This window comes from Helicobacter sp. 23-1048 (assembly GCF_053654545.1).
Window position 1 is genome coordinate 226,484 of record NZ_JBSIUT010000002.1, and the last position, 15,922, is coordinate 242,405.

Genomic DNA, 15,922 nt, shown 5'->3' on the forward strand with positions numbered 1-15,922 from the left:
TTTAAATCTGCCTTATTTTTGTGCGTTGCTGTATTCGTGCGATTATCGCGAGTGCCTGCCCTAAGCTAATGCACTCATCGCCACTTGGATATTTTGTAGCAAATATTGCCCTAAAGCCATTTTGTTTGTAAATCTTAGCGATTCGCTCGCACAAGACTTTATTGGCAAACACCCCACCGCTAAAGAATACTTCATTTGTATCTGTGTGAGATTTGTGTTTTTGTGCGATGAGTAGGGCAATTTGCGCGAGTGAGTTAAAAAATTTGCTTACAATGTTTGTAGTTTTGAGATGAGATTTTTTGTCCGCACAGATTCCGCTTATGAGTGGTGCTAAATCAATGCGCAAATCATCTACAAAGCGTGGCGGATAGAATCGCACTTCATTTTTGTCATAAAAAGATTCTAACATTGCTCCGCATTGTCCCTCGTAACTCTCACTCTCCGCAATGCCAAGAATGTGTGCTACCGCACTAAAAAGCCTGCCAACCGAGCTTGTGGCAATGGAGTTTAAGTTTTTCTCATACATTTGCTCTAAGAGCGTGAGTTCTTGTGTGTTAAAATGCGGGATAATTATGTCTCTATGCGTTGGGGCGAATGCTAAAATGAGTGCTAGGCTTAAACGGCGAATATCTTTAATCGCGCTCTCCCCACCCAGCAATCTAAATTCTTGCAAGCTCGCTACACGCCTTGCGCTGTGGAGATTACCCACAAAGGCTTCGCCACCCCAAATATGAGAATCTACCCCAAATCCCGTCCCGTCCCAAACAATGCCTAAATATTGTTTTTTGTCATATTTGTCATTCTCTCCCAAAATAGCGCAAAAATGCGCGTAATGGTGTTGGATTGCAAAGTGATTGTCCTGCTTTTTGACAAATTCACATTGTGTGATTTGGAGGTTGTGTGAGTTTGTGGCGATTGTAGAATCTAGTGTGTTTTTTGCCTTACTTGCAAACTCTTTAACCAACGCGTTTGTCGCATATTGTGGATGCATATCGCACACAAAGATTCGTGGGGTAAAGCGATAGAGCGCAAGGATATTGGCAAGTGTGTCTTGGTAGCGAGCAAGTGTATTAAGATTGTTTAAATCCCCGATATAAGGCGAAGTGAGTGTATGCGTGCCATCACTAAGAGAAAAACTCGCTTTTTGATTCGCTCCTAGCGCGAGAATCTGTGCCTGAGGTGCTTTGGGCTTACATACGCTCTTTAGTGTGAGTGGCGCATAACCACGAGCAGAGCGCAAGATTCTCACATTTCTATCAATCAAGCGCACCACAGAATCATCAATACCATTAACAATGGCACGATTGTAAGTAAGCACACAATCAAACACACTGCAAAACTGCTGGAGTTCTTGTGTGTTTGTAGCGATTGGCGAGCCATTGGCGTTAGCACTTGTGAAAATAAGCGGACTATCAAGGAAACCAAAAAGCAAGTGTAAAATGCCACTAAATGGAAGGAGGATTCCTATGGTGTCGATATTTGGCGCGATTAAATCTAAGCATTCTTGGCTTAGAGGAGCGTGAGAATCTAATCGTTTCTTTTTAGTTAAAAGCACGATAGGAGATTGTTTGCTTTGCAGGATTTGCTCCTCTTTTTTGGTACATTTGGCGATTTGGCGCACTTGGGTTAAGTCTTTGCACACAATGGCAAATGGCTTGTGTGGGCGATTTTTTCTCGCTCGTAATTGCGCTATATTTTGCGTGTTGTTTGCTTTGGTAACGAGTGCAAAGCCACCAATGCCTTTGATTGCTACAATTTTGTTGTTTGTAAGTGCGTTTATACACGCTTGCATTGCATTTGTCTTTACTCCATTAAAGGAAAATTCTATGGCGCAATGGTTGCACGAGATTGGTTGAGCGTGAAAGCGTCTGCTAGTAGGATTTTCATAATCTTTTTGACATTTCTCACACATCATAAAGTCGCGCATAGTGGTGTTTATCCGCTCATAAGGCAAGGAGTAGAGCATACTATATCGTGCTCCACACTGCGTGCAAGCGGTGAAAGCATACGAGTGAAATCGTGTGGGATTATAGAAGTCTTCTAAGCATTCTTGGCATATTGCATAATCTTTTGGGATTTGCAATGAAAGATTTTGTGTGTGCGTGTTTGTGTTATTTGTGTGAATAATGCGAAAGTCCTTTGCCAAGTGAGAATCTACAAAACTTTTATAAGTGATTGTAGTGATTTTGGCATTTTTGGGTGCGTTACTTTTTAAAAGTGCTATAAAGTGCTTTAGCGTGCTTAAAGAGAGATGGTAAAGCGTGATTATTACGCAATGGGCGTGGTTTTGGATTGTGCCTTTGAGTTTTAAGCGCGTGGCGAGATTATACACAAATGGACGAAACCCAACGCCTTGCACAACTCCACTCACAATAAGATGATAATTTTGCGCTTTCATTGCACAATTATAATCCTTATAAAAAGATTTTTGCATAAAAAATGTAAAAATTTGATATACTTACGGAAGTCAGGCTCTAGGATAGGGCGCAGACAAGTATTCTTAAGACTTCAAATATTTTTTAGCTTTTGTTATGTCTGTTGAGCAATCCGTGTGATTGAATTACAAAATTATATTTAAGGAACAACAATGCTAGAATTATCAAATGTGCAATCAAAGGCACAACAAATCGCACAAGAAGTGGTCGCGCCAATTACACAAAGCGTGGATAAAGAGGGGAGATTCCCAAAAGAGGCGTATAATACGCTTAAAAAAGAGGGCTTTATGGGGCTTTTAGTGCCTAAAGAGTTTGGTGGTGTGGGCGGAAGTATCATAGAGCACACACAAGTGTGCTATGAGCTCGCACAAAAAGACGCCACCACAGGGCTATGCTATATGATGCACAATACTGCTAGTGCGTGTTTAGTGGGATTTGCAAATGATAGTATGAAAAAGGAATTTTTGCCAAAAATCGCAAAAGGCGAAATTGCTCTCGCTTTGGCATATAGTGAAAGTGGTTCGGGCACGCATTTTAATGCGCCAGATATTACAGAAAAAATCGATGGCAACAATAGAATCCTCACAGGGCGAAAGAGTTTCGTTACTTCGGCTTTGAATGCGGATTATTATCTCACTAACACAAATTCGTGCAAAGTGCAAGGTGCGCAAAATAATTGGCTCGTGGATAGGACACTGCCAAATATCATACACGAAGAATCTGCGTGGGACGGCTTAGGAATGCGTGGAAACTCATCAATGCCTGTGAAATATAATGGCGTGCAAGTAAATGAGAGTTTTCTCATTGGGGAGGAAGGGAAGTTTGAGGAACAAGCTCCATTGGAGCTTGCGTATTTTGTAAGTGGGCTTGCGGCAGTTTATACAGGGCTAGCAAGTGCGGCATATCAATGTGTGCTTGATTATACAAAAAGTCGCAAATACACGAGCGGACAAGCATTATCAGACATTGAAATGGTTAAGGTGCATTTAGCTGAAATTTATACTAAGGTGCAAAGTTCTCTCGCGCTTGTGTATGAAGCGGCTAGAAGCTTTAAGGCAGGGGAGGCTGATTGTGCGGCTAAAATCTTTGCAAGTAGGATTAACGCAACTAATAATGTTATGGAGGTTTGCTCTCTTGCAATGAGATTAGGCGGTGGAAATGCGTATGCCAAACGACTGCCATTAGAGCGATATATGCGTGATTGTCTCGCTTCGCAAGTAATGGCACCAAGCCTTGATGTGCTTAAAATTTGGCTAGGCGATGCGTTGGTGAAATGATTGTATTTTAAAGGAGAATGAATGAAAACGATTTTATTAGGGGCGGTCGCTTATGACCCAAAGGTTGTGCCTATTTGGGATATTATCCGTGATTATGCTAATGCTAGGGATTTTGGATTCCGCTTGGATTATGTGCTTTTTAGTAATTATGAAAGACAGGTAGATTCTCTCCTTAAGGGACATATCGATATAGCGTGGAATACTAATGTCGCGTGGATACGCACACTGCACGCCACACAAGATAAAGCAAAAGCTCTTATTATGCGTGATACAGATATTGGTTTTACTACGAAGTTTGTAGCACGCAAAGATAGCGGGATAAAGTCTTTAGAGGACTTAAGGGGCAAAAGATTTGGCTTAGGCAGTAGAGATAGCGCGCAGGCTGCAATTATGGCGTTATATTATCTGCAAAAGGCAAGGACTGCTCCACAAATTACAGAGTTTAACTCTCCTGATGAGTGTGGGCGAGGAAAGAGCGATGAAATAAAAGCCACAGGATTAGGCATAGTGCGCCATAATAGTGATATGGGTAAGCACGGCGATACGGGGAGAAGTGAGTTTGATGTATTAGAGTCAATCAAAAATGGCTCACTAGATGCAGGGAGCATTGGTTCGAGCACTTGGGTGAGAATCCTCCAAGAGGGCACATACCCAGAGATTGAGAGCTTTTGGAGCTCGCCGGGGTATTGTCATTGTAATTTTAGCGTGTTGCCAAAATATGATAGCGCACTTGGCGAGGCATTTTCACAAATGCTCCTAAGTCAAAATGCACGCAAAAGCGACCCTGTAATCGCTAAAATGATGGCAATGGAGGGCTTGAATGAATGGCGCAGAGTGGATAAAGAGGCGTTGAGCGGATATGATGAGATTTATACCGCAATGAAAGAGCAAAATTTACTTGAGAATAAATAGGCTCTCATAGGTAGTTGATAAATCGTTATAGAATCGAGATTCTATAACGAGAGTTTTTGTGGGTTCTATATAATATAATGCTTGTTTCTTAAAATGCTTTAGTGGTGAGGCACTTCATAGAGCATTTGTTGAAATTTTTGTGCGATAGCGCGGGCTTTAAAGAGAATCTCTTGGGCTACTTCTTTGGTATGCACTTTATTTAGAGAGGTTTCAAAAAGACTAAGCCAATCGCCAAATCTCTCGCGTGGGAAAGGTGGCAATTCCAAGTGCTTTTTCATTGGCTGTCCTTCAAAGCCCATTTCTCCTAAGAGCATTTGTTTCCAAAATTTTCCAATATGCTCTTTATGTGTCTCCCAACGAGAATCTTCATTGCCAAGCTGTGCTTTAAAAATTGGTCCTAGATTCTCATCGTTGCGCACTTTATCATAAAAAATATCCATAAGCTCTTTTATGCTTTGATGCGTGATAGTATCGTGTTTGTTCATTATGTCTCCTTTATTTAAAATACAGAACTCTATTATATATATTTAAATAAATATTAAAACCTTAAAGAAATTTTGTGATTTACTTTTTGTTTAGGTTTGTTTTTTACAATTTCAACCAAAGCTTACCAATAGCGAGTAGATAGGCTTTGAATACAACTTACTTTAGCGTTTCTCGCAGGGTCCCCTCCAACTCCAACCTAGAAAAAACGCTATCGCAACTTTTTATTTAAGTAGCCTAGTAAGCAATCCTCCTTAAAGAAAGACTAGGCTACCTCTCTATCTTACCTCCTTTTAAATTCTTTAAATATCATAAACAGGATTTTTAAGAATCTTTGACTATTTTACGCAATTTGACATAAAACTTCATCCACGCATCGAGTTCCATTAGCGGGTGTCCGCCCCATTTGGTGTTTGGCGGGAGATTTTTGCCAACTGCGCCTCTCCCTGCGATTTGGACAAAATCGCCGATATGGATATGCCCTCCTGTGCCAGCTTGCCCACCCATTACGACATTGCGTCCTGTGGTGGTGCTCCCTGCCAAGCCCACTTGTGAGACCAGCAGGCTATGCTCGCCGATTACGCAGTTATGCCCGATTTGCACGAGGTTATCGATTTTTGCGCCTTGTTTGATAAGCGTTTTACCAAACACTGCTCTATCAATAGTGTTGTTCGCGCCAATTTCGACATTATCTTGTATTTCTACACACCCGTTGTGCTCGATTTTGATATGCTCGCCAAGATTTGTATGTGCATAGCCAAAGCCATCACTTCCAATGACGCTCCCCGCGTGTAAAATGACATTGTTACCAATAATACTATCGCGGTAAATTACCACATTGGGATATATAATGCAGTTTTCACCAATTTTGACATTATCGCTAATTGCGACATTTGGCATAATCACACTTCCTTTTCCAATGCTTACATCTTTTCCAATGAATGCGTTTGGAGCAATTTGAGCGTTTGTGTGCTCTATTGCGTAGTTGGTGTTTGGGTCGCTAAATTCTGGTTTTTTAAACAAATGTGAGAGGTAGGCAAAAGCTAAATGTGGATTTGCAACTTCAAGCACTTGGATATTTTGTGGCACTTGATTTGTGAGATTCTCACGCACGAGCACAGCACCAGCTTTGGAGTCTTGCAAGTCTTTAGCATATTTATCTTGGTCGATATAGCTAAGTTGCGATGGTGTCGCTTCATCAAGTGGAGCGATTGCGCTAAGCTCAAAGTCCTGCGCTGTTTGCAAATGTTTAATTTGTATATTTTTTGATTGTAAAAATGCTATTGCTTCACTTAGGCGCATAGTGTCTCCTTAGGAATGGTTTGTAGTTTGCATTGTAGCATATTATTTTTATATGAAGTTTTTTAATCTGTGGGGAAATTCTGCAAAAGGGTTATGCCTTTAGATTCTACGATTGGGCTAAATGCGAGAGCATAAAGCGCGAAAAACTCGCCAAAGGTAGCAAAATCACTCGTTTTTATGGCGATACTTACGCGCTCATTTGTGCCCAAAATCTCGCGTAAAGCACAACCCTTAAGCCCTTGATTGTGGGTTGTTTCGCTATTGAATGCCACGCATTCTTGCAACTCTTTGCGCGTGTAGATTTCCTCTCGCAATGGCGTTATGGAGGGATTTTTAGCCCTAAGCGCGTCATTTTTAGCGTGGGTATAAAACTCCGCAGAATAAGACGGAGCAAACCCGATAAAAGCAAGGCGAGAGTCCCCGCTAAAGCGCGTAAAAATATCTTTGTGATGATAGGGAGAGAGCAGGTTTTGTGCGCTTTGCGTAGGCACAAAGCCACCAAAGCTACCCACAAGCACCAAAGGCAAAATCCAAATGTATGTCGCAAACGCCTTTGTGTGCGTAGAGAAAATCCACTGCGCGAGCAATATGCTAAATGGGATTACGCAGGGCAGGACATAAGTCCAAAGCACATTGCGCGAGAGGGTGAAAAAGGCAAGTGGGGTGAGAATCCAAAGTGTGAGGTAGAGAGTTTTTGCATTATGCGTGAGGAGATTTTGCGCGATTTGCCCCGCCAAATCCCGTGTGGCATTGAAAAAAGAGGCTTTCATAAAAGGGATTTTTGCGGAGATTGTAAAATGCGCAAAGAGCGTGGCGATGTGGCGGGCGAAAAATCCTACAAAAATAATGCTCCAGGGCAAAAACGCCACGAGGAAAAATATCCAAATGCTCCCAAGCGTGCGTGAATGCGCACTCCCATACAAATCCCCCTCCCAGCCACTTTCTAAAAATCGCTTAAAATGTTCGCCGATGATAAAATACTCCAAAAATCCCTCGCTACGCAATTCGCACAAAATATACCACGGAAGCGCGATAAGCAGGGCGAGGAGAGTCCCGCTCACAAGGGGCAAATTGCTGTAACGCAGTGTGAGATTTTGGCTTGCGTTTGTGGTGGTTTGTGCGGGTGTGTTTTGTGGATTTTGGGTGAGATTTTGGGTTATTTGGCGAGATTGACAAATGCGATGAAAAAGCCACATAAGCACGGCAAATCCCACAATCGGCACGAGTGAAAGCACAAAAATAAGCGGTCCTTTTGCAAGCAATCCTAGCCCAATCCCCACAAAAAACACATATCCCCAAAATCGTGCTTTTTGCGTGCTTTGGCTCGCGCTTTTGCTTGCTTTATCGCCCGTATTTGTGTCATTTTTGGCTTTAAATTCTGAATCTTGTATGTGTAAATTCGGGCTTGCCACGCAATTCCAAAACCCCACCATACACAGCCCCACGCAGAAGAGCAAAAACTCATCAGTCATCACAGCCCCACACGCGACAAGCCCAAGAGCCGTGCTAAGCATAATAATACTACTCGCTAAAGCAAGCGTGTATCGGGAGCGTGTGAGATTTTGCAGTTGCCATTTTTTGTGAGATTGCAAAAGATTTTGCGTTTCTTTAGGGCTTTGTAAGGGGGCAAAATCGCGCATATCATAACGCCACGCAAAAAACAGCGCACATACGAGCAATCCCGCGACAAAAGGCGCGATTCTCGCACCAAATTCATTGACTCCAAACAGGCTCATTCCTAGCGCACTCCCCCAAAAGCTAAGCGGAGGCTTGCCCCAAAAGGGCGACTCATAAGTGTAGTGTAGCACCACAAAATCGCTCAACTCAAGCATTTTGCGAGCCATTTCGGCATATCGCGCCTCTGTGGGGTCCATAAGCGGATATAGCGCGAGGCTAACAAGACGAATAAGCACAATAAAGACAAACAACGCCAAAAGCGCGTAAAATAGCAAATTTGTGGTTTTTGCGTTCGATGTTGGCATAGTGGGCTTTATTGTATTTGGCATTTTAATTCCTTATTTGGCATTTTAATTCCTTGCAAAATTTATACAATTTTATACGAAGTTTTATAACTAGAGGATTTTTGACAAAATAAACGCATAAAAATTGCCCCTAAAAAGAATCTTATTTACTTTTCTTTATTAAAACACTTTACACAACAACTTCATACACAATAAGGATTGATTATGCAGACAAAAGAACAAATACTTAAAGCATTAAGTGGTGTTATTTACCCAAATTTCCAAAAAGACATTGTGAGTTTTGGCTTTGTCAAAGAGATAAATGATGGAGCAAATCCACCAGAGATTCACTTAAGCATTCCCTCAAGTTCTAATGAAATTGTGGCAAAGGTCGGTGGCGATGTGCAAATGGCATTAAAAAAAATTGGCATACAAAACCCGCGCATAAACATTTCTACCCCAGAGATTCCCAAACAAGAAAAACCAACTCCCAAAACGAAGAATCTCGCACCGCATATTAAGCATTTTGTGATGATTAGCTCAGGTAAAGGCGGTGTGGGGAAATCTACCACAAGTGTGAATCTTGCCATAGCACTCGCTCAAGCGGGAAAAAAGGTGGGATTGCTTGATGCGGACATTTATGGTCCAAATATCCCGCGAATGCTCGGTCTTAACGCCAATAAGGCAATGGTAAATGATGAACTCAAAAAGCTCATTCCGCTTAAAGCGTATGGAATCGAGATGATGAGTATCGGTGTGCTTTATGAGGAGGGGCAGAGTCTTATTTGGCGTGGTCCTATGGTGATGAGGGCGATTGAGCAAATGCTTACTGATGTGCTGTGGAGTGAGTTAGATATATTAGTCATTGATATGCCACCGGGCACAGGCGATGCGCAACTCACGCTCGCTCAAAGTGTGCCTGTGAGTGCGGGAGTAGTCGTAAGCACACCACAAAAAGTAAGCCTTGATGATAGTGCGCGAAGTTTAAATATGTTTGAATCTCTGCATATCCCAATCGCTGGAATCATCGAAAATATGAGTGGATTTATTTGTCCAAATTGTGGGGAAGAGTATGATATTTTTGGCAAAGGTGGCACGCAAGAGCTCGCGAGCAAGTATAATACGCACACCATAGCGCAGATTCCATTAGAACCAAAGGTGCGTGAAGGTGGCGATAGTGGCAAACCCATCGTGTTTTTTGAGCCTACAAGCAAAAGTGCGCAAAGCTATATGAAAGCTAGCGAGTTTGTTATCACATTTTTACAAAATGTGGCAGATAATAACCTAGCTGATAACAAACAAATACAACCTGTATGAGAATCTCAAAGCAATAAATGTGAAAAAAATAATTTTTGTCGTGGAATTTTACTCAAATAAGGCGCGTTTGGCTTATTTAGATTCTATAATTGCATTGAAGTTAATGCAGTAAGTGGAGATTGTTGCGAAGTGGAGGTGTGAAGTGAATGTATTTTTTAAAAAAGATGGGTTTGTGAGCAAGGAGAATGTTGAGGTTACGCCAGATTTGCGCTTAAGCAAGCAGATATTATGGATTGACTTATTAAAGCCCACAAGTGCGGAGATAAACTACATCGCCAATGCGTATAACCTCGATATTCCTACTAAAGAAGAGCGAGAGGAAATCGAGGAATCTGCGCGTTATTGGGAAGATAGCCGAAGTATCGTGTCTAACACTTACTTTTTAGTGCGTGATAATGAAGGAGGGCTAGTCAATGAGACGGTTACCTTTATTTTACATAAACAAACACTTTTTACCATTCGCTATAATGAATTTCGTGTGTTTGATGAGTTACAGCAAGTGGTGCTTGCAAGCCCTAAAATTTTTGAAGATGGTTTTGATTTGCTGGCTAAAATGTTTGAAGCGCGAGTGGAGAAAGACGCCGACTTGCTAGAATCTGCAGCGAAAGATACGCGCGTGTTGCGTAAAAGTGTGCTTAGCAGTGAGGAAGTTACAGATTATAATGGCACGCTTGGTGGGATTTCAAATCTTCAAGAGCTTAATATGAGTGTGCGGGATTCTTTGTTTGATAAACGGCGCGCTATTACAGCGATTTTAAAAAGCAATAAGCCAGACCCTGATGTCAAAAAAACGCTCTCTATTGTGCTAAAAGACTTAAATTCGCTGGTGGATTTTACTACGGCAAATATGAACGCGCTTGATAATATTCAAACTATTCTTACAAACCAAATCAACATCGAGCAAAATAAGACTATTAAGCTATTTACGGTAGTAACGGTGGCGATGATGCCTCCTACACTTATCGGCACGATTTATGGTATGAATTTTACAAATATGCCAGAATTAGAGTGGGAATATGCCTATCCTGTGGTGCTTATTATTATGGTGCTTTCTACCATTTTCCCAATCGTGTATTTTAAGAAAAAGGGTTGGTTATAGCAGATTTATTTGTATGGATTTTTGACCCAAGCGCGTGGATGGCATTAGCGACCTTAAGCATTATGGAAATTGTGCTGGGGATTGATAATATCATTTTTTTAGCCATTTTGGTGTCGCGTTTGCCCGCACATTTACACCAAAGAGCGAGAATCTTGGGGCTTAGCTTGGCGTGCATTACGCGCATTGCATTGCTTTGCTTTGTCTTTGTTCTCGCACATTTAAGCAAGCCTTTTATCACTATTGGTGATTTTGCGCTTAGCGGGAGAGATTTGGTGCTTTTTTTTGGTGGGGTGTTTTTGATTTATAAAGCCACGAGTGAAATACACCAAATGGTGCAGGGCGAGGAAGATAAAAAGCCCACAAAAGTAAGCGCGGTATTTGGTTTAGTTTTAGTGCAAATCGCGCTTTTAGACATTGTATTTTCGCTAGATTCTGTGATTACGGCGGTTGGTATGGCGGAAAATCTCGTTGTGATGATATTAGCCATAGTCATCGCCATTGCTGTGATGATGTTTGCTTCTAAGGGTATTAGTGAGTTTATCGAGGCAAATCCCTCTATTAAGATTCTCGCCCTTAGCTTTCTTATTTTAATTGGTGTGGCGTTAGTGGCTGATGGGGCGCATTTCCATATCCCAAAGGGATATTTATATTTTGCCATTGCATTTTCTTTAGGCGTGGAAATGCTTAATATTTGGCTAAGAAAAAGACCAAATGCTTAAAATTTCTTTAAATTCTAGTAAAAATGCAAGAAAAACTTTCATTTTGGAATTATTTTTGTTTTTATTGCACTTCAATCACTTAGTGCGAAAATTTATTAAAATCTAACTTTTTTCCTTGAAAAAGATTAAAAATTTTTGTATTATGTCGATTTAGCTTAAAGCGTTTTTTTTTTTTTTTTTTTGTATCATTTGGCTTCAAGTTTGCTTAAGGTTTAAGATTCAAAAGACAGTGGTGCTTGAATAGCAAACGCTTAATTTCATTTTTCGGAGGTATTGTATGGTTAAGGCATTTGATAACGCAATGTTATCTAAGATTAGGGGGGGGGGTCTTTATTATAGGCTTCTTCTAGGATTTGTGTGTGCGATTGTGCTTGCTAGCACACAGGTTAAGGCAGAAGAGAGCGGTGTGTTTGTCGGTGCACAGCTTATGTATGGGGATTTGGTGTATCACGAGAATGTTACTGATGCTGTTCCAGGCGCAGCGATGTATCAAGCTGATTTCACTTCGACTAACACAGGTCCGGGCTATGGTGTGGTAGGTGGATATAAGCATTTCTTTACTCCATTTTTTGGATTTAGAGCGTATGGGAGCTTTTATTACAACCAATTTACCTTTCAAGGCAAGAGAACAAGTTTTGGAGTACCCTCTACACAAATGCCACAAGCACCATTTGTGCTTCAAGGTGGCACGACAGCTGTGTATCAATTCAACCTTACAGCCAATGCTGAAGCACTCTTTAATGTTATCGCGGGAGAGAACTTTAACCTTGGTGTATTTGGTGGGCTTGGCATAGGATTCCAATATTGGAAAAGTGATAGGATTGATTCAATGTATCAATTCCACGAAATTCTTAAAACCAATAGTAATGTGCCTCAACAAAAAGCAGAGGATAGACGCTTTGGTCTCGCGCTAAATTGGAATGTAGGGGTGAGGACAAATATCTTAAAATATCATAGTATTGAGGTTGGTGCGATGATACCTATGTTTAATACGACAATATTTGATTATCAATCACCTTATCAGAATGCAGCGCAAATTATCCATAAAGTCGATACTCGCCAAAGCTATAATGCCTTTGTGCGCTATACTTTTGGATTCTAGTATTCTTAGATTCTGTATTTGCTTATTAAGGAGTGAATGCAGAATCTCCTCTTTTTCTTCCGTCATATATTATTAAATTTTTTATACAATATTTCGCTAAAAATCATTATTAAGGAGTTTGTATGTTGTTTTATGCAAATAGTGGCGATGTAGGCAGGCTTATATTGCGTTTGAGTGTGGGAGGGTTGATGTTCTTACACGGGATAAATAAGATTGAAAATGGCATAGGTGGCATAGAGGGAGCGATGCAAGGCATAGGACTTCCTAGCTTTATAGCGTATGGCGTGTATGTAGGAGAGGTGCTTGCGCCGATTTTGCTTATACTTGGTGTGTGTGTGCGATTGAACGCACTAATGATAATTGGGACGATGATAGTCGCCGCGCTCGTGGTAACGGGTGGGGAGATTTTCGCGCTTAATCAGCACGGCGGGTGGATTGTCGAATTGCAGGGATTGTATTTGTTTGGTGCGCTTGCTATCGTATTTTTAGGAAGTGGCAAATTTGGGTTATATAAGAGATTTTAGAATCTATTGGGAGAATAGAAAAAGAATCTAGCGACAACTGCGCTAGATTCTCATTTGGTTAAAGATTTAGTCTTTTTTGCCAACTGCTACCATTTTGCGACGCAAGTAGGCGATTTTGCTTTGCAATGGAAGCTCTTTAGGGCAGACATCGTGGCAAGCGATAAGGCTCATACAGCCAAACACACCATCGTCATTCCCAACGAGTTCGTAATAATCCTCATCAGTGCGCTCATCGTGTGGGTCAATCATAAAACGAGCCACGCGATTCATACCAGCTGCGCCTAAAAAGTCATCTCTCATTACCTTTGTGGCACAGCTTGCGATACAGCACCCGCACTCGATACATCTATCAAGCTCAAAGACTTCATCAGCGACTTGTGGCTCGATAGGAGCTTCGAGTTTAGAAATATCAGGTGTATGCTGTGTGTGAATCCAGCTCTCCACGCGCTTTGTCATACCTGCAAACCAATCACCTGTATTGACACTCAAGTCTTTAATGAGTTTAAACGCAGGCAATGGCATAAGTGTAATCACGCTTGGCAAATCTTTTGTCAGTGTGCGACAAGCCAGACGCGGACGCCCGTTAATCATCATCGAGCAACTCCCACAGATTCCAGCACGACACACAAAGTCAAAGCTCAAATCTGGGTCTTGATTCTCGCGTATCATATTTAGCACGATAAAAATCGTCATAGAATCTGTTTCCTCTATCTTGTATTCCCTAAAATGTGGCTTAGAAACCGCGCTTTGAGGGTCAAACTTTAACGCTCTTATGGTAAGTGTTCTTCCTTTTTGTTGTGTGCTCATTACTTATCTCCTAATCGTTGATTTCTACCTTTGAATTTCTCTTGGAGTTCAAAGGGCATTAGGGCTTGTTGAAGCTCATATCTATCGCCACCTCTAGCTTGCACTTCGGCAGTGATTTTCTCTATCTCGCTTTGTCGAATCGCACTTTTTGGATTCTCAATAATCATTCCCTTAGCACCATATCCACGGAATCCCGGAGCTATTTCCATTTTAGAAATATCAAGGTCTTCATAAGTTACGGTTGGCATTGTTTGATTTGGGTCTTCCCAGCTTGTGAGTGTGCGCTTAAGCCAATTTAAGTCATCACGCTTTGGATAATCCTCTCGTGTATGTGCGCCACGAGATTCTGTCCTATCAAGCGCGCCTTTTGCTACGCAAAGTGCGAGTTTTAGCATTTTTGGCACGCGATAGGCATCTTCTAGCTCTGGATTATCGTGGAGTTTTTTGTTTTTGACTTGGATATTTTTACTTCGTTTATAGAGCTCTTCTAATCGCTTCACAGCGTCTTCTAACCCCTTGCCATCACGGAAGATTCCCACATCTTCTTCCATAACTTCTTTCATCGCATTTTTAATCACATAGACATCTTCGTTGCCCGCGTTATTAAGTAGGCTTGAGAGATAGTTATGTTGGTCATTTACAAACTTTTCTGCAAGGTTTGTAGGAATGTCAATTTGTGCTTTTTCGCAATATTGCGCGAAGTAATCACCAATAATCATACCAGAGACCACTGCTTCGCTCACAGAGTTTCCGCCAAGTCGGTTAAACCCGTGCATATCCCAGCACGCTGCCTCACCAGCGGCAAAAAGTCCTTTTAAGTAGCTTTGTCCCTGATAGTTGGTGCGGATACCACCCATTGAGTAGTGTTGCATTGGTTTTACAGGAGCCCAGCCTTTTTTACCCTCATCAGCTGGGTCAATTCCTGCAAATATCTTACAAATATCTTGCACATCACGCAAGTTTCGCTCGATATGCTCTCTCCCCAAAATAGAAATATCAAGCCACAAATGCTCTCCGTAAGGAGATTTCACGCCTTTGCCCTCGCGGATTCGCTGAATCATTCTGCGCGAGACCACATCTCGGCTTGCAAGTTCCTTTTTTTCTGGCTCGTAATCTGGCATAAAGCGATAGCCATCAACATCACGCAAAATCCCACCATCACCGCGACAACCTTCTGTCAATAAGATTCCGCTTGGGAAAAGTGGAGTTGGGTGGAACTGCACTGCTTCCATATTGCTAAGTTTTGCTACACCTGTTTCCATTGCTATCGCTAGTCCTATACCCTCACAAATCACAGCATTTGTAGTGTTTTTATACAATCTACCATAACCACCTGTGGCGATAAGTGTGCCTTTGGCTACATACGCGCTTAATTCGCCCGTTACCAAATCACGCACAACCGCACCATAACATTGTCCGTCTTTATGGATTAGCGCGATAGCCTCTTTTCTATCTTGAATATCCACGCCGTGCTTGTATGCCTCATTTGCCACAGCATAAAGCATTGTGTGTCCTGTCGCATCAGCTGTATAGCAAGTGCGCCATTTCTTTGTCCCACCAAAGTCGCGCGAATGGATATAGCCGTGCCTAAAGTCCTCTTCGGTGATAGTTGTTTTTTGCGCATTGATAACCGCTGTCCTATCGCCCTTTTGGATTCTCGTCCAAGGCACACCCCAAGCAGCAAGCTCTCTAATCGCTTTTGGTGCGGTTGTTACGAACATTCTCGCCACATTTTGGTCGCACCCCCAATCACTTCCTTTCACGGTATCAGCGAAGTGCAAATCTTCATTATCGCCATCACTCATCTTTGAATTGCCTAGACTTGCTTGCATTCCACCCTGTGCTGCAGCTGAGTGGCTTCGCTTCACAGGCACTAAAGAGAGCACGGTCGTGCTTAAGCCCTTTTGCTGTGTCGCAATAGAAGCCCTAAGACCAGCCAATCCTCCACCGATGACTAACGCATCACAATATGTAATTTTCATTT

The 15,922-nt window shown here is 41.9% G+C and carries 13 protein-coding genes; 7 read left to right on the top strand and 6 right to left on the bottom strand.

The window, feature by feature from the left end; translation table 11 throughout:
- Position 1 precedes the first annotated feature (1 nt).
- Positions 2-2,398: a carbamoyltransferase HypF gene (gene hypF / locus ACWIWK_RS07830; protein ID WP_454152242.1), complete on the bottom strand. Its 2,397-nt coding sequence runs from the start codon at positions 2,396-2,398 to the stop codon at positions 2-4.
- A 189-nt stretch (positions 2,399-2,587) separates the two neighbouring features.
- Here hypF and ACWIWK_RS07835 point away from each other — a divergent pair, with 189 nt between their 5' ends.
- Together ACWIWK_RS07835 and ACWIWK_RS07840 are read left to right on the top strand one after the other, a co-directional pair.
- Positions 2,588-3,712 (top strand): acyl-CoA dehydrogenase family protein, encoded by a 1,125-nt coding sequence (locus ACWIWK_RS07835; RefSeq protein WP_454152243.1) that lies wholly within the window; start codon positions 2,588-2,590, stop codon positions 3,710-3,712.
- A 21-nt stretch (positions 3,713-3,733) separates the two neighbouring features.
- Positions 3,734-4,624 (top strand): phosphate/phosphite/phosphonate ABC transporter substrate-binding protein, encoded by an 891-nt coding sequence (locus ACWIWK_RS07840; RefSeq protein WP_454152244.1) that lies wholly within the window; start codon positions 3,734-3,736, stop codon positions 4,622-4,624.
- Between the two features lie 98 nt (positions 4,625-4,722).
- Here ACWIWK_RS07840 and ACWIWK_RS07845 read toward each other — a convergent pair whose 3' ends face one another.
- From ACWIWK_RS07845 to ACWIWK_RS07855, 3 genes are all read right to left on the bottom strand, one after another.
- Positions 4,723-5,109, bottom strand: a complete 387-nt coding sequence (locus ACWIWK_RS07845) for a group III truncated hemoglobin (RefSeq protein ID WP_454152245.1) — start codon at positions 5,107-5,109, stop codon at positions 4,723-4,725.
- A 322-nt stretch (positions 5,110-5,431) separates the two neighbouring features.
- Entirely contained in the window at positions 5,432-6,409 is a 978-nt protein-coding gene (gene lpxD, locus ACWIWK_RS07850) for a UDP-3-O-(3-hydroxymyristoyl)glucosamine N-acyltransferase (protein WP_454152246.1), read from the bottom strand.
- A 62-nt stretch (positions 6,410-6,471) separates the two neighbouring features.
- Positions 6,472-8,415: an ArnT family glycosyltransferase gene (locus ACWIWK_RS07855; protein ID WP_454152247.1), complete on the bottom strand. Its 1,944-nt coding sequence runs from the start codon at positions 8,413-8,415 to the stop codon at positions 6,472-6,474.
- Positions 8,416-8,595: 180 nt separating this feature from the next.
- Here ACWIWK_RS07855 and ACWIWK_RS07860 point away from each other — a divergent pair, with 180 nt between their 5' ends.
- From ACWIWK_RS07860 to ACWIWK_RS07880, 5 genes are all read left to right on the top strand, one after another.
- On the top strand, positions 8,596-9,687 hold the full coding sequence (locus ACWIWK_RS07860; protein WP_454152248.1) for an Mrp/NBP35 family ATP-binding protein: 1,092 nt from the start codon (positions 8,596-8,598) through the stop codon (positions 9,685-9,687).
- A 172-nt stretch (positions 9,688-9,859) separates the two neighbouring features.
- Entirely contained in the window at positions 9,860-10,786 is a 927-nt protein-coding gene (gene corA, locus ACWIWK_RS07865) for a magnesium/cobalt transporter CorA (RefSeq protein WP_454152304.1), read from the top strand.
- 38 nt (positions 10,787-10,824) lie between these two features.
- Entirely contained in the window at positions 10,825-11,505 is a 681-nt protein-coding gene (locus tag ACWIWK_RS07870; RefSeq protein ID WP_454152305.1) for a TerC family protein, read from the top strand.
- Between the two features lie 277 nt (positions 11,506-11,782).
- Positions 11,783-12,607 carry an outer membrane beta-barrel protein gene (locus tag ACWIWK_RS07875; RefSeq protein WP_454152249.1) on the top strand — a complete coding sequence of 275 codons (825 nt, stop codon included), beginning with the start codon at positions 11,783-11,785 and terminating at the stop codon, positions 12,605-12,607.
- A gap of 122 nt (positions 12,608-12,729) precedes the next feature.
- Positions 12,730-13,131 (top strand): DoxX family protein, encoded by a 402-nt coding sequence (locus ACWIWK_RS07880; RefSeq protein ID WP_454152250.1) that lies wholly within the window; start codon positions 12,730-12,732, stop codon positions 13,129-13,131.
- A 66-nt stretch (positions 13,132-13,197) separates the two neighbouring features.
- Here ACWIWK_RS07880 and ACWIWK_RS07885 read toward each other — a convergent pair whose 3' ends face one another.
- Complete coding sequence (locus ACWIWK_RS07885; protein WP_454152251.1) at positions 13,198-13,938, bottom strand: fumarate reductase iron-sulfur subunit; 741 nt, start codon at positions 13,936-13,938, stop codon at positions 13,198-13,200.
- Entirely contained in the window at positions 13,938-15,920 is a 1,983-nt protein-coding gene (locus ACWIWK_RS07890) for a fumarate reductase flavoprotein subunit (RefSeq protein WP_454152252.1), read from the bottom strand. The genes ACWIWK_RS07885 and ACWIWK_RS07890 overlap by 1 nt, the downstream gene beginning before the upstream one ends.
- Positions 15,921-15,922 lie beyond the last annotated feature (2 nt).